This window comes from Streptomyces scopuliridis (assembly GCF_042790125.1).
Classification (GTDB): Bacteria; Actinomycetota; Actinomycetes; order Streptomycetales; family Streptomycetaceae; genus Streptomyces; species Streptomyces scopuliridis_A.
In genome coordinates this window covers 19,901-42,937 of sequence record NZ_JBHTZS010000046.1, presented here as the reverse complement: position 1 = coordinate 42,937, position 23,037 = coordinate 19,901, and the positions used below count along the sequence as shown (strand labels likewise).

Below are 23,037 nucleotides of genomic sequence, written 5' to 3'. Positions count from 1 at the left end.
GCTTGTTGGGCCGCGGATTTTTTTGTCAGTTTTCTTGCTCATTTTTTCGGTGGCACCGCGGGGGGGTTTTTCACCCCGGGGGGCGGGTGGGCCGGTTCGGGGGCGGGCGGCCCGGGTCTCCCCGGGCCGCCGTCCGCTCATACCGTGAGCGCCTCGTGTTTCAGGCGTGGGTTTCAGACGCCGTTCGGCCCCACCGGCCGGCGGGACGGGCGCGCGAGGGTGTAGCCGGCGATGCCCGCGAGCGCGCCGAGCACACCGCCCGCCACGGTCCAGATCCAGCGGTCCGTCCACCAGCCGGAGGACCAGCCGCCCTCGGGCTCGACGCCGGAGGCGGCCAGCCGCGCCCCGTCACCCACATCGCTGCCGGTCCCGGTCCCGTCTCCGTCATCGGCCGCCGAGACGGTGGTACGGCCCGGGGTCAGCGGGACGGTCAGCCGACCGCCGACCGCCGAGGCCCCGCCCTTGTCCGGCGTGGCGGCCTCGATCTCCGCCCGTACCGGCAGCCCGAGGTCCACCTCCTGAGCGTTCAGGACGGTCAGCCGTACGTAGTAGCTCCCCGGCAGCGGATCGTTGGACCACGGCTCGGCCCAGGCCCGTACGGTACGCAGCGTGCAGCGCAGCTCGACCGTGCGCGCGTCGGCCGCGAGCGCCTTGGTCTGGGCGCCGTACATGCACGGCTGACGGCGGCGCAGTCCGTCGTAGACGTCCACCTGCCAGGTGGTGGCGCCCTTCCTGGCCGCGGCGGATTCGGGGAGCGTGACCTTGGCGGTGACGGTCGGGCGCTGCCCGGCGTCCGCGGGGAACACCCAGTACAGGTAGTCGCCCGAGGAGCCGTCCGCCGTGGCCCGCTGGCCCGGCCGGAACGCGGTGGCCGTACGGAACGACGTGCCCGCCTCGGTCGGCGCCTCGGCGGTGTCAGCACCGTCGGAGCCGTCGGACGAGCTGCCGGTGGGCGTCGGGGTCTCGTCGGCGACGGCGCTGCCCGCCGTACCGAGAAGCAGCACACCGGCCAGCAGGGAACCCGTGAACATACCGGTGATACGCATCAGTTGCTCCTCCATACGAGACGCAGGCGCGAGAGCCAGCCCCACAGCACTCCGGCGACCAGCCCGGTGAGGGCCAGGGTGCCGAGCAGCCACCAGCCGCGGCCGAGACCGAACGCGGCGAGGTCGGACGGCCGGTCGGGCGAGTCGACCAGATCGACGGTCAGCTCGACCGGCAGGCCGGGGGTGGTCTGCACGGAGGCGGGTGCGGAGAAGGCGTTGCTGACCTGGAGACAGACCGTCTCGGCGGCCGGCTTCAGCTCGTCCTCGTTGTCGAGCGGCGGCTTCGGGTAGCGCAGCCCCGACGAGATCACGTCGGTGCGTCCGTCGCCGGCTTCCGAGCCGCGGACGATCTCCCTGCCGTGTACGGTCACGGCGCGCAGCAGCACGCCGTAGTCCTGGTTGACGGCGCGGTCGGCGGCGACGCTGACGGAGGCGCGCAGTTCCTGGCCGGGCAGCACGTCCACGCGGTACCAGCGGTGCTCGGAGAACTTCTCGCGGTCGCTGTAGAGGCCGGGCTTGATCCGCGGGGCGTCGGCGCAGCGCGCGGCGCCCTCGGTGGCCACCGGGGTGACGACGGGGTCGGCGGCGCGGTCCACCAACTGCGTGACGCGGCGCGAGAGTTCATCGGTGTGCTGGACGGAGGTGAAGGTGCCGCCGGTGGCCTCGGCGATACAGGTCAGCTGCCGGCGGGTCTTCTCGTCGGGGACGAGACCCAGGGTGTCGATGGTGAGATGGATGCCCTTGGCCGCGATCTCACGCGCGACCTCGCAGGGGTCGAGCGGAGCGCAGGTGTCCTCGCCGTCGGTGATGAGGACGATGCGACGGGTGGCGTCGCCGTCACCCTCCAGATCGTCGGCCGCGCCGAGGAGCGCGGGGCCGATGGGTGTCCAGCCGGTGGGGGCGAGTGTGGCGACCGCGGTCTTGGCCTCGGTGCGGTCCAGCGGCCCCACCGGGTAGAGCTGCTTGGTGTCCTTGCAGCCGACCTTGGTGTCCTTGCCGGGGTAGTCGGCCCCGAGGGTGCGGATACCCAGCTCCACTTCCTGCGGAACCGCGTCGAGCACCTCGTTGAACGCTTGTTTCGCCGCCGCCATCCGGGACTGGCCGTCGATGTCGCGGGTCCGCATCGAGCCGCTGACATCGAGGACCAGATCGACCTTCGGGGCCGGTTTCCCGGTAGGTTCGTCGGCGGCGGCAGCGGCGGGAGGGAAGAGCCCTACGGCCAGGGTGGCCACCAGACCGCACACGGCGGCTGCCGGCCATTTACTTATGATCATCGCCGGATGATAGTGAGGATTCCCCCACGGAACCAAACAAGAACTGACGGTCCATCAGGACTCCTGACCGACAGCGTTCTTGCCGACCCCCCGAGGTGACGTCATGCACGGGAAAGCCGAACCGTCCAAGGGATTCACCGGGTCCGCCGGCGGACCGGATCCGCGCCGTCCGAACCGCCGCCGCTTCCTGGGCGTGGGCGCGCTCGCCGCCGCCTCGGTCGTCACGGCGGCGCCCGCTCCGTTCGCCGCCCCCGCCCCCGTCCCCGCCTCCACACGGCCGCGTGCCGCCGCCCGGCCGCTGTTCCTCGGGACGTACACCTCGGCCGAAGGCGGCGGCACCGGCGTCGGCCTGGCGACGTACGACACGGTGACGGGCGTGATCTCGGGCGCCGGTACGGTCACCGGCGTCGAGAACCCCTCGTATCTCGCCGTCCATCCGGACGGCACCACGCTCTACACCGTCAATGAGCAGCAGGACGGCGGCGTCACGGCGATCGCCCTGCCCGGGGCCGGCGGCGGGAGCCCGACCGTGCTGGGTACGCGCTCCACGGGCGGCGCGGGGCCCACCCATCTGTCGGTGCACCCCGGCGGGCGCTGGCTGCTGAGCGCCAACTACACCTCCGGCAGCGTCGCCGTACATCCCATCGGGGCCTCGGGTGCGCTGGGCGAACGTACGGACCTGGTCACGCACTCCGCGCCACCGCCGGGCCCCGGACAGCAGGGGCCGCACGCCCACCAGATCCTCACCACGCCGGACGGTGGCCATGTACTCGCCGTCGATCTGGGCAACGACACCGTCTATACGTACCGCCTCGACACCTCGGCCGGGACACTGGCCCAGGTCTCGTACGCGCGGCTGCGCCCCGGCGCGGGGCCCCGCCATCTCACCTTCCATCCGTCGGGCGCGTTCGCCTATCTGGCCAATGAGCTGGACAACACTGTCGTCGTCTGCGCGTACGACCCCGCGACCGGTGAACTCACCCCCGGCGAACCGCAGTCCACCGGCGCGGGGCAGGCGGGCGGCAACTTCCCGGCCCAACTGGTGGTCACCGGCGACGGGGCCTTCGCCTATCTCGCCAACCGCGGTCACAACAGTCTGACGCGGTACGCCGTCGAGGCGTCCGGCGCGAGGCTGCGGCTGCTGGCCACCGTGCCGGTCGGCGGCGACTTCCCCCGGCAGCTCGCCCTCTCCCCCGCCGGGGACCTGCTGTTCGCCGCCAATCAGCGGTCGAACTCGGTGACGGTCTTCCATGTCGACCCGGACAGCGGCGAACTACGGTCGGCGGGAGCGCCGTTCCGGTCGCCGGTGGCTGTCTGCGTACTTCCGCTCTAGGTCCTCCTACATTACGCGAGCTGTACGCGAGCCAGGTAAAGCATCAGCCGTCGGCGGAAGCGCGCCGCGACGCCGCGGCCAGATGCTCGCGCATGGCGACGAGCGGGCGCTCGGGGTCGCCGGACTCGAACGCGGCGAGGATCGCGGCGTGTTCGTCCACGGCCCGCTCGATATCCGTCGTGCCATGGTCGGCGGCCTGCCGCAGCCGGTGCACACGCACGCTCAGGGACTCGGCGGTTTCGAGCAGGAAGCGGTTGCCGGAGGCCCGGATGATCGTGAGGTGGAACTCCCAGTCCGCCGCGTAGTACTCGCGCAGATCGGAGAAGCCGGCCGGCCGGCCGTCGGCGCCCCGCAACGTCCGTACGCCATGGGCGCGGAGCACATGCCGCGCGTGCGCGGCCCGCAACTCGGGCACCAGGCCGCCGGCCCGGGACACCGCGCGCTCCACCGCCGCGGTCTCCAGGATCGTGCGCATGTCGAACAGCTCCGCGAGCTGTTCGGGAGAGAGCGGCGGGGCGACGCGGTAGCCCTTCAGCGCCACCCGCGAGATCAGACCGGTGTGTTCGAGCTGGACGAGCGCCTCGCGCACCGGGGTCGGCGACACCTCCAGCTCCCGGGCGAGGGAGTCGATACCGAGCGAACTCCCGGGCGGGGTCGAGCCGTCGAGCAGCCTCTCCAGGATCGCGTCGTACACACCGTCGCGGAGGGCCCGGCGAGGCACTACCGGCTTGCGCCCGACGGCCGGGGCGACCACAGCACTGTTCTCGTTCCTGTTCATTTCGCGCGCCATCCTCTGCGTCACAGGCCGGCCGGGTGAGATCGTCGGGTGGCGTCTCCCATCAAATAGATCCTATAGGGCCTATGATCCAAAATCCGGTCCCGGCCACTTCTGACAGACCCGGAGACGACGATGTCCCACACCGCGCAGAACTGGACCGAGGAGGTCCGGTCATGACCGTGCTGACGAACGACCCGCGCGCCTTCGCCGACGAGGCCCTGGCCGGGTTCGCCGCCGCCCACGCCGAGGAGATCCGTACGGTGCACGGCGGCGTCGTCCGCGCCTCGGCCACCCCGCCGGGCCAGGTGGCCGTCGTCATCGGCGGCGGCACCGGCCACTATCCCGCGTTCGCCGGCTGGGTCGGGCCCGGCTTCGCGCACGGCGCGGCCTGCGGCCAGGTCTTCGCCTCCCCCTCCGCCTCGCAGATCTGCTCGGTGGCACGGGCCGCCGACAACGGCGGCGGGGTGATCCTCGGCTTCGGCAACTACGCGGGAGACGTCCTGCACTTCGGGCGCGCGGCCGAACAGCTCCGTGCGGAGGGCATGGACGCCAGGACCCTCGCGGTCACCGACGACATCGCGTCAGGACCTGCCGATGACACCGCGCCGCGCCGGGGCATCGCGGGCGACTTCTCCGTACTGAGGATCCTCGGCGCGGCGGCCGAGGCCGGTCTCGGTATCGACGCGACCGTACGCGCCGGCCGCAGGGCCAACGCCGCCACCCGCTCGCTCGGCCTCGCCTTCGGCGGCTGCTCCCTGCCGGGCGCGGACCGGCCGCTGTTCACCGTCCCCGCCGGGCGGATGAGCGTCGGCCTCGGTATCCACGGCGAGCCCGGTATCGCGGAACTCCCCCTGCCCACCGCCGACCGGGCCGCCGACCTCCTGGTGGACAGGATCCTGGTGGAGCGCGCGGTGGCAGCCGCCGGTGTGGGCGGATCCGGCCGGGTGGCGCTGCTGCTCAACGGCCTGGGCGCGACCAAGTACGAGGAGCTGTACGTCGTGTACCGCCGCGTGGCCGAGCGGCTGGCCGCCGAGGGCCTGGCCGTCGTCGCGCCGGTGGTCGGCGAGCAGATCACCAGCCTCGGGATGGCCGGCCTCTCCCTCACCGTCACGTTCCTGGACGAGGAACTGGAAGCGCTGTGGACGGCTCCGGCCGCAGCGCCCGCCTTCCGCCGAGGCGCCATGGCCCCCCGGCCGCCGCGTACCGACGATCTGACCACCACGCACCGGATGCCACCGGTCGTACCGGGCGGCCCGGTCTCGCGGGCCCTCGGGGCGCGGCTGGCCGAGGCCCTGCTGACGGTGCGCGACACCGTGGTGGCCCATGAGACACGGCTCGGGGACCTCGACGCCGTGGCGGGCGACGGCGACCACGGCATCGGAATGCGGCGCGGGGCCGAGGCCGCCGCGGCTGCCGCACGGGAGGCGGTCGCCCTCGGCGCGGGGGCCGGCACGGTGCTGGCGCACGCCGGAGCGGCCTGGTCGGAACGGGCCGGCGGCACCTCGGGCGCGCTGTGGGGCGCGGCACTGACGTCGTTCGGCGCGGTGCTCGGCGACCACGACGGAGGTAGGGGCGGAGGCGGCGGCGGTGTGGGCGGACACTACGCCGGTGTGGCCCGGCGCCACGGCGGTACGGGCGGACGTGGCAGCCGTACGGCCGGAGGTGGCAGCGGTGCAGCCGGACTCCACGCCGGTACGGGAGGACGTGGCAACGGTACGGCGAGGCGCGACAGCCGTACGGGCGGGCGCGACGCCGCCGACGACGGCGCCCAGCTGACACGTGCCGTACGGGCCGCCGTGGACGCGGTGCTGCGGATCGGCGGAGCGAGGCCCGGCGACAAGACGCTGGTGGACGCCGCCGTACCGTTCGCCGACCGGCTGGAGGCGGCCCTGCCCACGGTCGGGTTCGCCGCCGCGTGGGCGCAGGCCGCGCGGGCCGCGGGCGAGGCCGCCGAGGCGACGGCCATGATCTCCGCGCGCCTGGGCCGGGCCCGTACCCATGGGGTCCGGGGCCTCGGCTCGCCCGACCCGGGGGCCGTCTCGTTCGCCCTGATCGTCGCCGCGCTCACCCCTGGCATCTCCGCCTCCCCCGACTCCCCCGACTCGCCGGAGGAGAAACACTGATGCCGGGAGGCAGGGTCACGGCCGTGCTGTGCGGTGGCTCGGTCACGGTACGGAACGCCGCTGGTCTGCTCGAAGTGCCGTACGTGGACGGCCTGTTCGCCGACTCCGCCGCCTGGGACGCGGACGGTTTCCGCATGCTGCCGGAGACGGCGCGACGCGCGGCGGCGGCAGCGCAGTCGCGGGGCGTAGCGTGAGAGCGGCACCACTCGCCCGGTTCCCGGTGTTCCCGCCGACGGTCCGGGCCCGGACTGGAGGTCGCAGATGGTCACGAAGGGCCGTACGGGCCAGCCCACCCTGGAAGAGGTCGCCGCGCTCGCGGGCGTCGGCCGGGGCACGGTCTCCCGCGTCATCAACAACTCGCCCCGGGTGAAGGACACCACGCGACATCTGGTCGAGCAGGCCATCGACCAGCTCGGCTACATACCCAACCGGGCCGCCCGCGCCCTGGCGGGCAGCCGTACCGACGCCGTGGCCCTGGTGATCCCCGAGACCGAGAAACGCTTCTTCGCCGAGCCGTACTTCTCGGAGATCGTCCACGGCGTGGGCGACGGTCTCGCCGACACCGGTCTCCAGCTCCTGCTCACCCTCGTCCGTACGGAGCAGGAGCGCGACCGCTTCCTCCAGTACGCCCGCGCCCGCCGGATCGACGGCGTCCTCCTGGTCTCCGTCCACGGCAGCGACCCACTGCCCGATCTGCTGGCCGAGATGGAGATGCCGACGGTCCTCAGCGGTCGCAGATCCGGGGACGAATCGGTCTCGTACGTCGACTCCGACAACGTGGGCGGCGCGCGGGCCGCCGTACGCCATCTGTCCTCGTCGGGCCGCCGGGCGATCGCCACCATCACCGGCCCGCTGGACATGTATGTGGCGCAGTGCCGCCTGCGCGGCTACGAGGAAGCGGTACGTGAACACGCCCCCGGCCCCGCCCCCTCCTGGACCGCGCACGGCGACTTCACCGAGGAGAGCGGACGCCGCGCGATGACGGAACTGCTCCGCCTCCATCCGGATCTCGACGCGGTCTTCGCCGCCTCGGACCTGATGGCGGTGGGCGCCCTGCACACCCTGCGCGCGGCGGGCCGCCGGGTCCCGGAGGATGTGGCGGTGGTCGGCTTCGACGACTCCCCCCTCGCCCGCCACACCGACCCTCAACTCACCTCGGTGCGCCAGCCGGTGGAGGAGATGGGGCGCACGATGGCCCGGGTACTGCTGGAGACGATCAACGACTCCTCGGCGGCCTGGCAGCACGTGGTCCTGCGCACGGAACTGGTGCGACGCGCCTCGGGGTGAGCCGGCCTGACGCGACGGCGCCGTTCCGTGCCGTATCCCGTCGGGGACACGGCACGGAACGGCCGACCGTGCGCGCTCAGAGCGAGCCGAGCCGTTCCAGGGGGAACGGTGGCTGGGCCAGCGGGCGTACGGCGAGCCGGGTGAGGGGCAGGACGTTGTCGTCGCCCGCCGTGCGGTTGGCGTGCAGTACGTCGCAGTGGACGCAGCGGTGGACGAGTACCCATTCGCCGTCCCCGCGTACGGAGATGGCGACCGGCTCCATCCGGGCGCCGCAGTCGGCGGCCCGATCGCCCGGGGTGTCGTCGAGGTGACGGCTCCACAGGCAGTTCGGGCAGTGGTTGCGGTGGCTGGTGCCGGCCGCGGTCATCGGTACGTCGAGACCGCAGTGGAGACAGCGGAAGGACTCCGCGCGCGCTTCGGAGCGCGCGCGTCCGGACGTGGCCCGGGACGCGTATCCGGGGGTGTGCCCGGAGGTGTGCCCTGAAGTGTGCCCGGTAGTGTGTCTGGACTTGTTGCGGGACATCGTGAGAACGACTCCTGGTGTGTTGCTCGGACGGTCGGGGATGAACGCCGTCTCGTACCAAGGGAGTTCGCTCCGGTCAGGCGATGCCTGTCGGCCGTGCGTGTCAGCGGCGGTGCCGCGGAGACATCACGGAGAGAGAACTGCCTCGGTCACGAGAACGGTTCCGACCGGCCACAGGCATACAACACCACCCTTTGAACTTCGCACGGTGCTCCCGGTGAGCGCCGCCTCGATGAAACAGGCCGCCGGGCGCCCGCGGCAACCGATTAATCGGACATCCGGAGGTCCGGGCGGCCGACGGGGATCTCAGGCGACCGAACCGATCGCCCGCGTCCTCGGCAGGTCGTGGTGGATCGGGGTGTGCGCGCCCGTCAGCGGGACACCGCTGCCGCCCCGCCGGACGGCGACGATCTCCGCAACGATCGACAGCGCGGTCTCCTCCGGCGTACGGGCCCCGAGGTCAAGTCCTATCGGCGAGTGCAGCAGGGCGAGTTCGCGCTCGGTGACACCGATCTCGCGCAGCCGTCTGTCGCGGTCCTCGTGGGTACGACGGGAGCCCATCGCGCCGACGAAGGCGACGGGAAGCCGGAGGGCCAGTTCCAGCAGGGGCACATCGAACTTGGCGTCATGGGTGAGTACGCAGAGCACCGTACGGCTGTCGACCGCCGTCGACGCCAGATAGCGGTGCGGCCAGTCGACCACGATCTCGTCGGCGTCCGGGAAGCGGTCGCGGGTCGCGAAGACGGGGCGCGCGTCGCAGACGGTCACGTGGTAGCCGAGGAACGCGCCGGCGCGCGCCAGCGCGGCGGCGAAGTCGACGGCACCGAAGACGATCATGCGCGGGGGCGGCACGCTCGACTCGACGAGGAGTGTCAGCGGCTGCTCGCACCGGGATCCCCGCTCCCCCAGCACGACCGTGCCGGTACGGCCCGCGTCCAGCAGGGCGCGGGCCTCGGCCGCCGCCGTACGGTCCAGTTGCGGATGGCCGCCGAGGCCGCCTTCGTACGATCCGTCGGGGCGCACCAGCAGGGCGCGGCCCCGGAGGGTGTCCGGTCCTTCGGTGATCCGCGCGAGCGCGGCCGCCTCCCCTCGGACCGCGGTGGCCAGCGCCGCCGCGACGACCGCCCGCAGGGCACTTCCGGCGGTGTCGGACCGTACCGGCGTCACCAGGATGTCGATGACCCCGCCGCAGGTCAGACCCACGGCGAAGGCGTCCTCGTCGCTGTAGCCGAACCGCTCCAGGACGGTGACGCCGTCCTGGAGGGCCTGTTGGCACAGCTCGTACACGGCCCCCTCCACACAGCCGCCGGAGACCGAGCCGATCGCCGTGCCCGCGCTGTCGACGGCGAGCGCGGCTCCCGGCCGGCGGGGCGCGCTGCCGGTGACCGCCACGACGGTGGCGACGGCGAAGTCACGTCCCTGCTCGACCCACCGGTTCAGCTCTTCGGCGATGTCCAGCATCTCGGTCTCCTCAGGTCGGGTGGTCGGGTGCAGGGTGGTCGGCTGCGCGGTGGTTGCGGCCGGGTCCGGGGAAGCCGGGTCAGGAGACGCCCAGCCAGGATTCGATCGGGTGGAGCGCGTAGAAGACCACGAAGATCACGGTGAGGCCCCACATGAAGGCCCCGATCTCGCGGGCCCTGCCCTGGGCGATCCGGATGGCGACGTACGAGATGACGCCCGCCGCGACCCCGGCGGTGATGGAGTACGTGAACGGCATCAGCACGACGGTCAGGAAGACCGGGATGGCGACGGCGCGGTCGCCCCAGTCCACATGCCGGGCGTTCTGCGTCATCATCGCGCCGATGACGACCAGGGCCGCCGCCGCGACCTCGCCCGGGACGATCTGTGTGAGGGGGGTGAAGAAGAGACAGGCCGCGAAGAGGAGGCCGGTGATGACGGAGGCGAAGCCGGTACGCGCTCCCTCGCCGACGCCCGTCGCGGACTCGACGAAGACGGTCTGGCCCGAGCCGCCCGCCACCCCGCCGATGGCACCGCCCGCGCCGTCGATGAACAGCGCCTTGGACAGGCCCGGCATCCGGCCCTTGTCGTCGGCGAGCTTCGCTTCCGTACCGACGCCGATGATGGTGGCCATCGCGTCGAAGAAGCCCGCGAGTACGAGGGTGAAGACGATCATGCCGACGGTCATCGCGCCGACCTGTCCCCAGCCGCCGAACTCGGCCTTCCCGAAGAGCGAGAAGTCGGGCATGGAGACGGCGCTGCCGGTCAGCTCCGGCGGACCGCTGTTCCATGCCTTGGGGCTGATGCCGCCGGCGGCGTTGAGGACGACGGCGATGAGCGTGCCGATGACGATGCCGATCAGGATGGCGCCGGGCACGTCGCGGGCCTGGAGCATGAAGATCAGCAGCAGCGTGACGCAGAAGATCAGGACGGGCCAGCCGGCGAGTTCCCCGCTGGGACCGAGGGTGACCGGGCCGCCTCCCTGTGAGGCGTGTACGAAGCCCGCTTTCACCAGCCCGATCAGCGCGATGAACATGCCGATGCCCATGGTGATCGCGTGCTTGAGCGCGAGCGGGATGGCGTTCATGATCATTTCCCGTAGGCCGGTGATCACCAGCAGGCAGATCACCACTCCGTACATCACGCACATGCCCATGGCCTGCGGCCACGTCATCACGGGCACGACCTGGCCGGCCACCACACCGGAGACGGAGAGTCCGGCGGCGAGCGCGAGGGGCACCTTTCCCACGAAGCCCATCAGCAGAGTGGTCAGGGCGGCGGCGAAGGCGGTCGCGGTGATCAGGGCCTTCTGACCGAGGGTGTCACCGGCGACGTCCTCGCCGGACAGGATCAGCGGGTTGAGCAGCAGGATGTACGCCATGGCCATGAAGGTCGTGACACCGCCGCGCAGTTCGCGCGCGACGGTCGAGCCGCGAAGGGATATGTGGAAGTACCGGTCGAGCCAGGACCTGCCGGCCGGGGGACGTGAGCCGGTGCCGGCGTCCTCGGCGGTGGTCCTCGGCTCCACTGACGAATGGGTCATGTATGCCTGCTCCCAAGGTTCAAAGGGGCACCCGCACCCGCGAGAAGGGACGGGGACCGCGGGTTTTGGGATGGTGCGTGGGCTGCACGACCCGGGGGACGGCCCGAGACGAATCGACGGCGCGGTCCCGGACGGCGCGAGCGGCGCCGCCCGGGGACCGCTCCTGCTGGAACGGTGTCCGAAGTGAATTGACGGGGTGTCAGATGGATGTCAGGTGCCGGTGAGATGCTCGGGACGTACCGGCGTCCTGTTCAGCTCCAGACCCGTCGCGTTCCTGATGGCCGCCAGGACCGCGGGAGTTGACGAGAGGGTCGGAGCCTCGCCGATGCCGCGCAGACCGTACGGCGCGTGTTCATCGGCCAGTTCGAGTACGTCGACGGGGATCGTCGGCGTATCGAGGATGGTGGGGATCAGATAGTCCGTGAAGGACGGGTTGCGCACCTTCGCGGTCCTGGGGTCGACGATGATCTCCTCCATCACCGCCACGCCCAGGCCCTGAGTGGTGCCGCCCTGGATCTGGCCCAGGACGGAGAGCGGGTTGAGCGCCTTGCCGACGTCCTGGGCGACGGCCAGTTCGATGACCTTGACCAGCCCCAGTTCGGTGTCCACCTCGACGACCGCGCGGTGCGCGGCGAACGAGTACTGGACATGGCCGTTGCCCTGGCCCGTGCGCAGATCGAACGGCTGGGTCGGACGGTGGCGCCACTCCAGCTCCAGATCCACCGCCTCGTCCTCCAGTACGTCCACGAGATCGGCGAGGACCTCGCCGCCGTCGGTGACGACCTTGCCGCCTTCGAGCAGCAGCTCGGCCGTGGCCCAGGCCGGGTGGTACGTACCGAACTTGCGCCGGCCGATCTCCAGGACCTTCTCCCGGACGTTCTCACAGGCGTGCTTCACCGCCCCGCCCGTGACATACGTCTGGCGGGAGGCGGACGTGGACCCCGCCGAGCCGACCTGGGTGTCGGCGGGCTGGATGGTGACCTGCGTGACGCCGAGTTCGGTACGGGCGATCTGGGCGTGTACGGTGACGCCGCCCTGGCCGACCTCCGCCATCGCCGTGTGGACGACGGCGACCGGCATCCCGTTGATCACTTCGAGCCGTACTCGCGCGGTGGAGTAGTCGTCGAAGCCCTCGGAGAAGCCGACGTTCTTGATGCCGACCGCGTAGCCGACACCCCGTACGACCCCTTCGCCGTGGGTGGTGTTGGAGAGCCCGCCGGGCAGCGCCCGTACGTCGGCCGCCTCGCCGGCCACGAGCCACTGCCGCTCGGGCGGGAGCGGTCTGGCCTTGACCCGGCGGAGCAGTTCGGCGACGGGCGCCGGGGAGTCGACGCGCTGTCCGGTCGGCAGCAGCGTGCCCTGCTCCATCGCGTTGAGCTGCCGGAACTCCACCGGATCCATGCCCAGCGCCGCCGCCAGCCTGTCCATCTGCGCCTCGTACGCGAAGCACGCCTGGACGGCGCCGAAGCCGCGCATCGCGCCGCAGGGCGGGTTGTTGGTGTAGAGCGCGATCGCCTCGATGTCGACGTCCTCGACGGCATACGGGCCGACGGAGAGGGAGGAGGCGTTGCCGACGACGGCCGGGGAGGCGGAGGCGTACGCGCCGCCGTCCAGCACGATCCGGCACCTCATGTGGGTGATCTTGCCGTCGCGGGTCGCGCCGTGTTCGTACCAGAGCTTCGCGGGGTGCCGGTGCACATGGCCGAAGAAGGACTCGAACCGGTTGTAGACGATTTTGACCGGCTTGCCGGTGCGCAGCGCCAGCAGACAGGCGTGGATCTGCATGGAGAGGTCTTCCCGGCCGCCGAAGGCGCCGCCGACGCCGGAGAGCGTCATCCGGACCTTGCCCTCGGGCAGACCGAGTACGGGGGCGATCTGACGCAGATCGGAGTGGAGCCACTGGGTGGCGACATACAGATCGACGCCGCCGTCCTCGGCGGGCACCGCGAGGCCGGACTCGGGGCCGAGGAACGCCTGGTCCTGCATGCCGAAGACATAGTCGCCGGAGACGATCACATCGGCGCGAGCCGCGGCGGCGTCGGCGTCGCCTCGGACGATCGGCTGACGGTGGACGATGTTCGGGTGCGGGACATGCCCGATGTGGTGATCGTCGCGGTTCTCGTGGATCAGCGGGGCGCCGGGGGCGGTCGCGGATGCCTCATCGGTGACGACCGGCAGTTCGGCGTAGTCGATCCGTATCTTGGCGGCGGCGCGGCGGGCGGTCTCGGGGTGATCGGCGGCCACAAGGGCGACCGGCTCGCCGTGGTGCCGGACCCTGCCATGGGCGAGGACGGGGGTGTCCTGGATCTCCAGACCGTAGTTCTTGACGGCCGTCGGGAGATCGTCATAGGTCAGTACGGCGTAGACGCCGGGCGTCGCGAGCGCCTCGGCGGTGTCGATCGACCTGATCTCGGCATGCGCCACGGTGGAGCGCAACGTATGACCCCACAACATGTCTTCGTGCCACATGTCGGAGGAGTACGCGAACTCGCCGGTGACCTTGAGTATGCCGTCGGGACGGAGCGTCGACTCGCCTATGCCGCCCTTGGTCTGCGAGCCCTGGCTGATCCTGGTGGGGGCCCCGGTGGGAGTTGTTCCGGGGCCGGTGGGTGAACCAGTCGTGGCCATGCTCAGACCGCCTCTCCCTGACGGGCGGCCGCGAGGCGGACCGCGTCGAGGATCTTCTCGTAGCCGGTACAGCGGCAGAGGTTGCCCGACAGCGCCTCACGGATGTCCGCGTCGCTCGGGGAGGGGTTGTGCTCCAGCATCTCGTCGGCCGCGACCAGCAGGCCCGGGGTGCAGAAGCCGCACTGTACGGCGCCCGCGTCGATGAACGCCTGCTGGACCGGGGAGAGTTCACCGGCCTCGCCGGTCGCCGAGTCCGTTCCCCCGGCCCGCCACCGCTGGGCGCGCTGAAGGCTCGTACCGCACGAACCCGAGGCGCAGCCGTCGCCGGGATGAGCCTCGTCGCGGTGCTTGGCGTAGTCCGCCAGGCCCTCGACGGTGATGACCTCGCGGCCCTCGGCCTGACCGGCCGCCACCAGGCAGGAACAGACCGGGACGCCGTCGAGCCGTACCGTACAGGAGCCGCATTCGCCCTGCTCACAGGCGTTCTTGGAGCCCGGAAGGCCCATCCGCTCACGGAGTACGTAGAGCAGGCTCTCGCCCTCCCAGACATCGTCGGCTTCCTGGCGGCGGCCGTTGACCGTGAAACTGACGCGCATGGTTACGCAGCTCCTTCGAGGGTCCGGCCGGTGCCGCCGGCGTCGGCGCGGTACTGCTCCCAGGTCCAGCCGAGCTGGCGGCGGGCCATGATGCCGACCGCGTGACGGCGGTACCGCGCGGTGCCGCGCACATCGTCGATGGGGTTGCAGGCGCCCGCGACGAGGTCCGCGAACCGCTGGGCGACCGACGGCGTGATGATCTTGCCGCTGTCCCAGAAGCCGCCCTCGTCGAGTGCCGCGTTCAGAAACGTTTCGGCGTCCCGCGCGCGTACGGGGGTGGGCGCCGCCGAGCCGATGCCGGTCCGTACGGTCCTGGTCCCGGGGTGCAGGGCCAGCCCGAACGCGCAGACCGCGATGACCATCGCGTTGCGGGTGCCGACCTTCGAGTACTGCTGCGGTCCGTCCGCCTTCTTGATGTGCACCGACTTGATCAGCTCGTCCGGTGCGAGGGCGTTGCGCTTCACACCGGTGTAGAACGCGTCGATCGGGATACGGCGCGCGCCGCGTACCGATTCGACCTCGACCTCGGCGCCCGCGGCGAGCAGCGCCGGATGCGCGTCCCCGGCCGGGGAGGCGGTGCCGAGGTTGCCCCCGACACCCCCGCGGTTGCGGATCTGCGGCGAGGCGACGGTGTGCGAGGCGAGCGCGAGGCCCGGCAGCTCCGTCCGCAGGTGCTCCATGATGTGTGTGTACGGCACGGAGGCGCCCAACTCGACGTTCTCCTCGCCGACCACCCAGTCGCGCAGCTCGCCGATACGGTTCAGATCGAGCAGGTACTCCGGCCGCCGGTGATCAAAGTTGATCTCGACCATGACGTCCGTGCCTCCCGCGATGGGCACGGCCGTGGGGTGCTCGGCCTTGGCGGCGAGCGCGTCCTCCCAGCTGGCAGGGCGAAGGAAGTCCATATGTGGCTCTCTTCTCGATCGTCTTGTTGATCACTGTCGTGTTGATCAGTGGTGATCGCCGGTGATCGCTGAGCTCCGGGGACGGCCGGTGGCACAAGTACACAAGCAGCGCTTCCGCCTGGTGCAGTCACCGAAACCATGAAGGAATTGGCTGGTCGCCTTCCGAGTCTTGTAGATTCGAACGAAAGGCGAAGGCCCGGTAACCAAAAGGTCTTCGTACCGAAACGCACGGTGCGACAACGGTGCGACATCAGAGATCGGCGGCGACGAGATGCGGCTGCGCGCACTGCTGGAAACCGACGCGCTGGGCCTGCGACTGCTCGGCGGCGAGGAGGAGCTGGACCGGACGGTCCGCGGGGTGATGACCACCGACCTGCGGGACCCGAGCCGCTATCTATCGGGCGGTGAGCTGGTCCTCACCGGCCTCGCCTGGCGGCACTCCCCCGAGGACTCGGAACCGTTCGTACGCATCCTCGTGGGCGCCGGGGTCGCCGGGCTCGCCGCCGGCGAGGCGGAGCTGGGCGCCGTTCCGGAAGACCTGGTGACGGCGTGTGCGCGGCACCGGCTGCCGCTCTTCGCGGTGAACGAGGACGTGGCGTTCGCGACGATCACGGAGTATGTGGTGCGCCAGGTGTCCGGCGAGCGCGCCGGGGATCTGGCGGCGGTCGTCGACCGGCACCGCAGGCTGATGACCTCGGGCCCGGCGGGCGGCGGCCCCGATGTCGTTCTCGATCTCCTCGGCTCCGATCTCGATCTGCGGGCCTGGGTGCTCTCCCCGACCGGCCGGCGGATCGCGGGCCCCGGTGCCCCGCTGTCACCGGCGAGGGCCGCCGCGCTGGCCGGTGAGCATCTTGCGGCCATCCGCGCGGGCCGCCGTAGCCCCTTCCGAACGGCCGTCGACGGGACGGCATACTCCCTCTTTCCCATCCGCAATGTGGGGCGCGGGACCACACCGGCCGCCTTCCGGGATGTGCGCGAGACGGTGCTCTCCGACTGGCTGCTGGCGGTCGAGGCGGACGCCGGCGACTGGCCCGAGGCCCGGCTGGATCTGCTCCAGGGGGTGACGCAGCTGATCGCGGTGGAACGCGACCGGCGCGACGCGGCCCGTACGGTACGGCGCCGGCTCGCCCAGGAAATCCTGGAGCTGGTGCAGACGGGGGCGGCCCCGGCCGAGATCGCCGCCCGGCTGCGGGTGGCCGCTCCGGTACTGCTGCCGGGGCTGAGCACGGCGCCGCACTGGCAGGTCGTGGTGGCCCGGGTGGAGTGGACACAGAACGGCACCGGCACGGGCACGGGCACGGGAACCAACGGCGGCAACGGTACGGGCGGTGGCGCGGGCGGCCCCGGCGCGGCGCTGATCGAGGGCGGCCCGGTGGCCCAGTCGCTGCTGGAGGAGATCCTCGTCGACCCGGCGTGGACCGGGGCGGGCACGGGAGCCGGGCCCGGAGCGGACGCCTCCGACCGGATCGCGGTGGCGTACACGGACGACGAGGCGATCGCGCTGGTACCCCTGCCCGCGGTGTCCGCGGATCCCTCGGCCGCAGCCGTCCCGGACGCGGGCGAGGGCGAGGGTGGGCTCCCCGACGGCGGTGCCGGGGCGGAGAAGCCGCTGGACGTCCCCGCGGCGGCGCCCGGCATCCACGCGGACGCGCTGCTGGCCGCCGTACGGAACCCGCTGTCCGCGGGGCTCGCGGACGACGGGCGGCTGACGCTGGGCGTGAGCGCGCCGGTGCACTCGGCGGAGGGGCTGCGCGGCGCGCTGGAGGAGGCCCGCCACGCCCGTCGGGTGGCGGCGGCCAGACCCGGCCGGGTCTGCGCGGCCGGTCACCATGAACTGGCCTCGCACGTACTGCTGTTGCCGTTCGTCCCGGACGACGTACGGCGGGCCTTCACCGCGCGCCTGCTGGACCCGCTGCACGACTACGACCAGCGCCATCGCGCGGAGCTGATCCCCACGCTGGAGGCGTTTCTCGACTGCGACGGCTCCTGGACACGGTGTGCGGCGCGGCTGCATCTGCATGTCAACACGCTGCGGTACCGGGTGGGCAGGATCGAGCAGTTGACGGGGCGTGATCTGGCGCGTCTGGAGGACAAGCTGGACTTCTTCCTGGCGCTGCGGATGAGGTGAGCCGGCCTGACACGACGGCGCCGGGGCGGCGGGTCACCCGGTGCCAGGGAGACGGGTGGTTGACCGCCATCACCCGGAACGGTCACGAGAAGATCCACTCAAGCCGCGAGGACATCTCCCGGTGCGCCGCCGCGCCTACTCCCGTACTGGTCGCCGCAGGTGACAGCGCTTCCGGCGGTCCCGCGCGCCCCGGCCGGCGGCCCCGGACACCCCTGTCGCCCCCGGCTCACCACCACCGCCGACCGCCACAAGATTGTGAAATTTTTCACCTGACCTATTGGCCCGGCGTGCCGATCCATGCTGAGATGCGTCCACACTCAACAGCACAATGGCGCGCTCGGGGAGGGCAATGTGGCGCATACCGCCATGTCTGGTTCCGGAACCACCTCTGGTGACGACCCTCTCCAGACCGCGGTATGGCGGCTGCGCTCGCGCGGCTGTTGGACCGACGCAGCGGCCCTGCTCGCACCGCACAGCTCCGTCCCCGCCCGGACGCTCCAGCGGGCCGCGCTGCTCGTCGAGCGCTGTCTGTTCACGGGCGGCGGCTGGCCGGAGGCCGAGGACGCGCTCCGCGCGGCGGAGGCCACGGCGCGCGAGGACCACGAACGGGGCGCCGCCGCGTGCGAGCGCGGTCATCTCGCGTACGCGTCGACCGTGCTCGGTGTACGCGACCGGGCGGACGAGGCACGGTCGGCGCTGGGACGGGCGGCCGCCCTGCTGGACCCGACGGCTCCCGGGCGCGCCCTGCTCGACTTCCGGCGCGGTCTGGTCGCCGAACACCTCTCGGACTCCCCGCAGTCGGCCCGCGCCGCGTACCGCCGCGCCCACGCCGCCGCCACGGCGCACGGCGAGACGCTCCTGCTCTCCTTCACCTGGCGCCATCTGGCCGGACTGGCCCTGCGGGAGGGGGAGTTGGCGGAGGCGCGGCACGGTTTCGGCGAGTCCTTGCGTATCCGCGAGGAGTTGGGCTACCTGGTGGGCACGGCCCCGGCCCTCGCGGCCCTGGCGGACGCGGAACCGGAACCGGAGGCGACCCGTCTCCGCGCGGAGGCCGGCCGCCTGTTCAGACTGCTGGGCGGCGTCCCCACCTGGCTCGCGGACCAGCTCGCTCCTCCGGCGTCACCGGCCCCGGCGGTCTGATCGGGCCATCGGCCGCCCCACGAACGGGTGAGGGAGGGACGTTTCCGCGGCGGCCGTACGAGTGATGGGGCGCATGGACGCGTAACGAGGTGGCGAGGCTGCCCCCGCTCCACCTCCGCCCCCCACAGAAAGAGGTTCCCGTGAAGAGTCCCGGAAGGACCCTCGTCACCGCCGCTGCCGCCGCCGTTCTCTGGGCCGGTTTCCCGCTCAGCGCCCAGGCGGCCGAGGGGCTTCTCTTCTATACGTCGGAGTACGGCCCGATCGTCCTCGAAAACCCCGCGGACGGCCTGTGCTACAGCGTCGGAAACGCGCGTGACCCGCAGAACTCCACCGACCGTGTCGCGACCGTCTACAGCGAGAAGCGGTGCGGAGGCAACGCCACCCGGCTCAAACCCGGCGAGGAGGGGTTCCTCTCCTTCGCTTCGGTGAGGTTCAGCCGCTGAGAGCCGGAACCTCCGGGATCGCCCGGGTCGGTTCATCATGGACCGGACGGTTCATCATGGACCGGACGGTGCCGTCGGGGCGTCGCCGTGCCATGAGTGCCACAGCCCGGCGTACGCGCCGCCCTCGCTCACCAGCGCCTCGTGTGTGCCGAGTTCCGTCAGCAGACCGTCGTCCATCACGGCCACCCGGTCCGCGTCGCGCGCCGTGTGCAGCCGGTGCGCGATGGCGATGACGGTACGGCCTTCGAGTACGGCGGCCAGCGCCCGTTCCGCGTGGCGGGCGGTCGCCGGGTCCAGGAGTGCGGTCGCCTCGTCGAGGATGACCGTATGAGGGTCGGCCAACACCACTCTCGCCAGGGCGAGTTGCTGCGACCGCGCGCCGTCGATGGCGATCTCGCCGGAGACGTCCCCCGGGGTACCGGGCATGCCGGCGCCCAGTTCCGTGTCCAGGCCGTCCGGAAGGTCGTCGACCCAGTCCGCGCCGACGGCGTGGAGCGCCGCGCGTATCCGCTCGTCCGTGGCGTCGGGCGCGGCGATCAGCAGGTTGTCGCGCACACTGTCGATGAAGACATGGTGTTCCTGGGTCACCAGCACCACCTGACGGCGTAGTTCGCCGGGGTCGAGTGCGGCGATCGGTACGCCGCCGACCGTCACCGAACCGCTGCGCGGGCGGTCGATGCCCGCGAGCAGGCGCCCCAGGGTGGACTTGCCGGCACCGGAGCGGCCGACGACGGCGAGGCGTTCGCCGGGCCGTACGGTCAGATCGACTCCGCGCAGGACATCGCGACCGCCGTCGTACGCGAACCGCACCCCGGTGATCTCGATCAGGTCGCTCTCCGGGGCAGGTCCGGCCGGCCGGCGTGCCGGCGGGGCGTCCGAGTCGGCGTAGGTGTCCACGTCGGCGTCGGCGTAGGTGTCCACGTCGGTGTCGGCGTAGGTGTCCGCGTCGGTGTCGGTGCCGGCCAGGCCCTCGATCCTGGCGAAGGAGGCCCCGCTGCTCTGGAGTTGCTCCACCCACTGAAGGATCGTGTCCAGCGGCTGGTCCAACTGCCGCAGATACAGCGCGCAGGCGACCACCGTGCCGAGACTCACCATGCCGTTGCCGGTCAGCGCGCCGCCGACCAGCAGGACCGCCACGACGGGCACCACGTACCCGATGTCCACGGACGGAAAGAGCACACTGCGCAGGAACAGCGTCCGCTCGCGCGTCCGCAGGCACTCCTCGATCGCTTCCTCGGAGGCGGCGACGCGGCGCTCCTGGAGTCCGAAGGCCTCGACGGTACGGGAGGCCGAGGCGGTGGACGAAAGGATCTCCGCCAGCGCGGAGTTGGCCTCGCCCTCCGCCAGATAGCCGGCGTGCGCGCGGCGCAGATACCAGCGGGTGGCGATCCGGATGCCGAGCAGTCCGAGCAGCCCGCAGGCGCCGAGCAGCGGGTCGAGGACGAAGACCGCGCCGAGGATGAACAGGACCTGTATCCCCGCGATGAACACATCGGGTCCGGCGTCGCGCAGGGCGGTGCCCACGGCGGTGACATCGGTGGTGCCGCGGGTGGTCAGATCCCCCGTGCCGGCGCGTTCGACGGTCGAGGCGGGCAGCGCGAGCGCCCTGCCGACGAGCCGTTCGCGGATACGGGCGGAGGTCCGCTCCCCGAAGCGATGGCCGATGAGGCGTGCGTACCGCGCGAGCAGGAGCTGCGCCAGCGCGCACACCAGGATGACGAGCGCGTACCGGTCGACGTCAGCCACCCCGCCACCGGCCCGTACGGTGTTGATGATGCGGCCGAGCAGCCAGGGGCCGACCAGTCCGGCCGCCGCCGCCAGCGCGTTGAGGATGATCGCGGCCGCGAAGGCGCGGCCGTCCTGGCGGATCAGCCCGATCGCCGCGCGCCGGATGCGGGAGGGCTCGGCGACGGGCAGTTGGTGGGCGGGAGGCGCGGATTTCCGGCCGGTACTCATCGGGCGGGCTCCTCCTCGTACGGACCCGGCTCGTTCGTACGGCTTCCGTCCGCACCGCGTCCCTGAGCGCCGGGTTCGTCCTCCGCGCCGCGCGAGACAAGGGCCCGGTAGCCGGCCCGGTCGCGGATCAGCTCCCGATGAGGGCCCGTGGCGACCACGCGCCCGTCCACCAGATAGTGCACCGTGTCCGCGCGCTCCAGCATCAGCGGCGAGGTGGTGGTGACGAGGGTGGTGCGGCCGGCCCTGGCGGTGCGCAGCCGGGTGGCGAGCGCGGCCTCGGTGTGCGCGTCGACCGCCGAGGTGGGGTCGACGGCGATCAGCACCTCGGGATCGGCGAGCAGCGCCCGGATCAGCCGTACGCGCTGACGCTGGCCGCCGGAGAGATCGCGGCCGCCCGCGAGGATCCGCGAGTCGAGGCCGTGCCGCCGGCCGGCCACGATGTCCTGCGCGACGGCGGCCCGTACGGCCTCGGCGATGGCTTCCCCGTCCCGGTCGCGGCGGCCTTCGACGGCCTCGCGCAGGGTCCCGGCGAAGAGGTCGGCCTCGTTGTCCGCGACGAGGACGCGCTCGCGGATCCGGGGCAGCGCGATCGCGTCGAGACGTACGCCGCCCCATGTCGCGTCCGAGGGGACGAACCGGCCCAGCCGGTCGGCCACCCGCGCGGCCTCCGAGGGCCGGGCGCAGACGAGCGCGGTCAGTGTGCCGGGCGCCACGGAGACCCCGGAGGCCGGATCGCTCAGCGTGGCGGGGGACGGGGGGCCGTCCTCCAGAGCCGGTTCCTTCTGCTGTTCCGCGTCCACGAATTCGGGTTCCAGATCCAGGAAGCGGATGACCCGGCGCGCGCAGACCAGGCCGCGGCTCAGGTCGTACCCGCCCTCGATGAAGAACGCCACGGGCACGACGAGGACCGCGACATACCCGTACACGGCCACCAGCTCACCCACGGTGATGTCCCCTCGCGCGGCCATCCGGGCGGCGAGCCAGGTCACGGCGGCCAGGAACAGCGCCGGGAGTCCCAGGCCGAGGGCGTCGATCCAGCTGGTGACGGCTCCGACCCGGTACCCCTCTTCCCTGAGCCGCGCCGAGTCGCGCCGGTAGCGCCCGGCGTACACGTCCTTGCCGCCGAGCCCGCTCAGCACGCGCAGCCCGCCGACGATGTCGACGAAGCGCGCGGCGAGGGCGCCCTGCCGCTCCCGGTACGTCGTCTCCACCCGCTGCAACCGGCCGAGCAGCGGGCCGACCAGCACCGCGAGCAGTGGCACACCCAGCAGCACGACGGCGGCGAGGAGCGCGGAGACGGACAACAGGAGCGCGGCCACGACGAGATACGCGACCACCGCGCCGACCCCGGGGCCGGTGATCGTCAGCGTGCTGCTCATGGCCCGGACATCGGCCATGCCGATCGTGACGATCTCTCCCGCCGTCACGCGGCGGGGCAGTGCGGCGCCCAGCCGGGTCGCCTGGCGGACCACGACCCGCACCGTACGGAAGGCGGCGTCGTGCCGGATCCTGGTCATCGTCCGGTGCCGCATCATGCCGACCCAGGCGTTCGCCACCCCGACCCCGAACAGCGCCCCGACCCAGCCGAGGAACGCCGCCCCGTTCCCCGGTTCCAGGCCGTCGTCGATCGCGCGCGAGAGCAGATACGGCGGCAGGGTCAGCCCGATCATCCAGATGCTGCCCCAGGTCGCCCCGGCGGCCACCCGCCCCCGCTGGCTTGTCACGAGCCACCACAGGTACCGCGCGGCGCCGCGCCGGTCCGGAATGCCTGGATCTACGTACGAGTCCCCCATCCTTCGCACCCTAGACGAGCGGCAGGAGCGCCTCCGAAGCGCGTCTCCCGGAGTCCGGGACCCAGGGCCGGGCGTCGCGAACG

General features: G+C 72.1%; 18 protein-coding genes. 7 read left to right on the top strand and 11 right to left on the bottom strand.

Annotation, left to right across the window (positions count from 1 at the left end; genetic code table 11):
* Positions 1–173 precede the first annotated feature (173 nt).
* On the bottom strand, positions 174–1,046 hold the full coding sequence (locus ACFRKB_RS36755) for a hypothetical protein (RefSeq protein ID WP_383110957.1): 873 nt from the start codon (positions 1,044–1,046) through the stop codon (positions 174–176).
* The gene (locus ACFRKB_RS36750) at positions 1,046–2,320 is read right to left on the bottom strand and encodes a VWA domain-containing protein (protein WP_383110956.1); all 1,275 of its coding nucleotides are present in this window, start codon (positions 2,318–2,320) and stop codon (positions 1,046–1,048) included. The genes ACFRKB_RS36755 and ACFRKB_RS36750 overlap by 1 nt, the downstream gene beginning before the upstream one ends.
* A gap of 103 nt (positions 2,321–2,423) precedes the next feature.
* Between ACFRKB_RS36750 and ACFRKB_RS36745 the strand changes: the two genes are divergently transcribed.
* Complete coding sequence (locus tag ACFRKB_RS36745) at positions 2,424–3,653, top strand: lactonase family protein (RefSeq protein WP_383110955.1); 1,230 nt, start codon at positions 2,424–2,426, stop codon at positions 3,651–3,653.
* A gap of 43 nt (positions 3,654–3,696) precedes the next feature.
* Here ACFRKB_RS36745 and ACFRKB_RS36740 read toward each other — a convergent pair whose 3' ends face one another.
* Positions 3,697–4,431 carry a GntR family transcriptional regulator gene (locus ACFRKB_RS36740; RefSeq protein WP_383110954.1) on the bottom strand — a complete coding sequence of 245 codons (735 nt, stop codon included), beginning with the start codon at positions 4,429–4,431 and terminating at the stop codon, positions 3,697–3,699.
* A 173-nt stretch (positions 4,432–4,604) separates the two neighbouring features.
* Here ACFRKB_RS36740 and ACFRKB_RS36735 point away from each other — a divergent pair, with 173 nt between their 5' ends.
* The 3 genes from ACFRKB_RS36735 to ACFRKB_RS36725 all read left to right on the top strand — a co-directional run bounded on the left by ACFRKB_RS36735 (position 4,605) and on the right by ACFRKB_RS36725 (position 7,841).
* The gene (locus ACFRKB_RS36735) at positions 4,605–6,554 is read left to right on the top strand and encodes a dihydroxyacetone kinase family protein (protein WP_383110953.1); all 1,950 of its coding nucleotides are present in this window, start codon (positions 4,605–4,607) and stop codon (positions 6,552–6,554) included.
* On the top strand, positions 6,554–6,748 hold the full coding sequence (locus tag ACFRKB_RS36730) for a triose-phosphate isomerase (protein WP_383110952.1): 195 nt from the start codon (positions 6,554–6,556) through the stop codon (positions 6,746–6,748). The genes ACFRKB_RS36735 and ACFRKB_RS36730 overlap by 1 nt, the downstream gene beginning before the upstream one ends.
* Positions 6,749–6,815: 67 nt before the next feature.
* A complete protein-coding gene (locus ACFRKB_RS36725; RefSeq protein ID WP_383110951.1) occupies positions 6,816–7,841 on the top strand; it encodes a LacI family DNA-binding transcriptional regulator in 1,026 nt (341 codons plus the stop codon).
* A 76-nt stretch (positions 7,842–7,917) separates the two neighbouring features.
* On the opposite strand, the gene ACFRKB_RS36720 is transcribed toward ACFRKB_RS36725, so the two are convergent.
* The 6 genes from ACFRKB_RS36720 to ACFRKB_RS36695 form a co-directional block, all read right to left on the bottom strand.
* On the bottom strand, positions 7,918–8,364 hold the full coding sequence (locus ACFRKB_RS36720) for an RNHCP domain-containing protein (RefSeq protein WP_383110950.1): 447 nt from the start codon (positions 8,362–8,364) through the stop codon (positions 7,918–7,920).
* A gap of 306 nt (positions 8,365–8,670) precedes the next feature.
* A complete protein-coding gene (locus tag ACFRKB_RS36715) occupies positions 8,671–9,825 on the bottom strand; it encodes an XdhC family protein (protein ID WP_383110949.1) in 1,155 nt (384 codons plus the stop codon).
* A gap of 79 nt (positions 9,826–9,904) precedes the next feature.
* Complete coding sequence (locus ACFRKB_RS36710; protein WP_383110948.1) at positions 9,905–11,365, bottom strand: NCS2 family permease; 1,461 nt, start codon at positions 11,363–11,365, stop codon at positions 9,905–9,907.
* 210 nt (positions 11,366–11,575) lie between these two features.
* Positions 11,576–13,993 carry a xanthine dehydrogenase subunit D gene (pucD, locus tag ACFRKB_RS36705; RefSeq protein ID WP_383110947.1) on the bottom strand — a complete coding sequence of 806 codons (2,418 nt, stop codon included), beginning with the start codon at positions 13,991–13,993 and terminating at the stop codon, positions 11,576–11,578.
* A 2-nt stretch (positions 13,994–13,995) separates the two neighbouring features.
* Positions 13,996–14,589, bottom strand: a complete 594-nt coding sequence (locus ACFRKB_RS36700) for a (2Fe-2S)-binding protein (RefSeq protein ID WP_383110946.1) — start codon at positions 14,587–14,589, stop codon at positions 13,996–13,998.
* A gap of 2 nt (positions 14,590–14,591) precedes the next feature.
* On the bottom strand, positions 14,592–15,494 hold the full coding sequence (locus ACFRKB_RS36695) for an FAD binding domain-containing protein (RefSeq protein WP_383110945.1): 903 nt from the start codon (positions 15,492–15,494) through the stop codon (positions 14,592–14,594).
* Between the two features lie 271 nt (positions 15,495–15,765).
* Here ACFRKB_RS36695 and ACFRKB_RS36690 point away from each other — a divergent pair, with 271 nt between their 5' ends.
* From ACFRKB_RS36690 to ACFRKB_RS36680, 3 genes are all read left to right on the top strand, one after another.
* Positions 15,766–17,622, top strand: coding sequence for a PucR family transcriptional regulator (locus ACFRKB_RS36690; RefSeq protein WP_383110944.1), 1,857 nt, complete (start codon positions 15,766–15,768; stop codon positions 17,620–17,622).
* Positions 17,623–17,973: 351 nt separating this feature from the next.
* Positions 17,974–18,762 carry a hypothetical protein gene (locus tag ACFRKB_RS36685; protein WP_383110943.1) on the top strand — a complete coding sequence of 263 codons (789 nt, stop codon included), beginning with the start codon at positions 17,974–17,976 and terminating at the stop codon, positions 18,760–18,762.
* A 140-nt stretch (positions 18,763–18,902) separates the two neighbouring features.
* Positions 18,903–19,205, top strand: coding sequence for a hypothetical protein (locus tag ACFRKB_RS36680; RefSeq protein WP_383110942.1), 303 nt, complete (start codon positions 18,903–18,905; stop codon positions 19,203–19,205).
* A 54-nt stretch (positions 19,206–19,259) separates the two neighbouring features.
* Here the strand turns inward: ACFRKB_RS36680 and ACFRKB_RS36675 are convergent, their stop codons facing one another.
* Together ACFRKB_RS36675 and ACFRKB_RS36670 are read right to left on the bottom strand one after the other, a co-directional pair.
* Complete coding sequence (locus ACFRKB_RS36675) at positions 19,260–21,161, bottom strand: ABC transporter ATP-binding protein (RefSeq protein WP_383110941.1); 1,902 nt, start codon at positions 21,159–21,161, stop codon at positions 19,260–19,262.
* Positions 21,158–22,954 (bottom strand): ABC transporter transmembrane domain-containing protein, encoded by a 1,797-nt coding sequence (locus ACFRKB_RS36670; RefSeq protein WP_383110940.1) that lies wholly within the window; start codon positions 22,952–22,954, stop codon positions 21,158–21,160. Before ACFRKB_RS36670 ends, ACFRKB_RS36675 begins: the two co-directional genes overlap by 4 nt.
* Positions 22,955–23,037: the final 83 nt, after the last annotated feature.

What these genes read in the sequence shown, in the direction of transcription:
- ACFRKB_RS36690 (WP_383110944.1), top strand. Translation starts at nt 15,766, where the DNA reads ATGCGGCTGCGCGCACTGCTGGAAACCGACGCGCTGGGCCTGCGACTG.
- ACFRKB_RS36670 (WP_383110940.1), bottom strand. Translation starts at nt 22,954, where the DNA reads ATGGGGGACTCGTACGTAGATCCAGGCATTCCGGACCGGCGCGGCGCC.
- ACFRKB_RS36750 (WP_383110956.1), bottom strand. Translation starts at nt 2,320, where the DNA reads ATGATCATAAGTAAATGGCCGGCAGCCGCCGTGTGCGGTCTGGTGGCC.
- ACFRKB_RS36720 (WP_383110950.1), bottom strand. Translation starts at nt 8,364, where the DNA reads ATGTCCCGCAACAAGTCCAGACACACTACCGGGCACACTTCAGGGCAC.
- ACFRKB_RS36725 (WP_383110951.1), top strand. Translation starts at nt 6,816, where the DNA reads ATGGTCACGAAGGGCCGTACGGGCCAGCCCACCCTGGAAGAGGTCGCC.
- ACFRKB_RS36735 (WP_383110953.1), top strand. Translation starts at nt 4,605, where the DNA reads ATGACCGTGCTGACGAACGACCCGCGCGCCTTCGCCGACGAGGCCCTG.
- ACFRKB_RS36710 (WP_383110948.1), bottom strand. Translation starts at nt 11,365, where the DNA reads ATGACCCATTCGTCAGTGGAGCCGAGGACCACCGCCGAGGACGCCGGC.
- ACFRKB_RS36740 (WP_383110954.1), bottom strand. Translation starts at nt 4,431, where the DNA reads ATGAACAGGAACGAGAACAGTGCTGTGGTCGCCCCGGCCGTCGGGCGC.
- ACFRKB_RS36755 (WP_383110957.1), bottom strand. Translation starts at nt 1,046, where the DNA reads ATGCGTATCACCGGTATGTTCACGGGTTCCCTGCTGGCCGGTGTGCTG.
- pucD (WP_383110947.1), bottom strand. Translation starts at nt 13,993, where the DNA reads ATGGCCACGACTGGTTCACCCACCGGCCCCGGAACAACTCCCACCGGG.
- ACFRKB_RS36745 (WP_383110955.1), top strand. Translation starts at nt 2,424, where the DNA reads ATGCACGGGAAAGCCGAACCGTCCAAGGGATTCACCGGGTCCGCCGGC.
- ACFRKB_RS36695 (WP_383110945.1), bottom strand. Translation starts at nt 15,494, where the DNA reads ATGGACTTCCTTCGCCCTGCCAGCTGGGAGGACGCGCTCGCCGCCAAG.
- ACFRKB_RS36730 (WP_383110952.1), top strand. Translation starts at nt 6,554, where the DNA reads ATGCCGGGAGGCAGGGTCACGGCCGTGCTGTGCGGTGGCTCGGTCACG.
- ACFRKB_RS36715 (WP_383110949.1), bottom strand. Translation starts at nt 9,825, where the DNA reads ATGCTGGACATCGCCGAAGAGCTGAACCGGTGGGTCGAGCAGGGACGT.
- ACFRKB_RS36675 (WP_383110941.1), bottom strand. Translation starts at nt 21,161, where the DNA reads ATGAGTACCGGCCGGAAATCCGCGCCTCCCGCCCACCAACTGCCCGTC.
- ACFRKB_RS36700 (WP_383110946.1), bottom strand. Translation starts at nt 14,589, where the DNA reads ATGCGCGTCAGTTTCACGGTCAACGGCCGCCGCCAGGAAGCCGACGAT.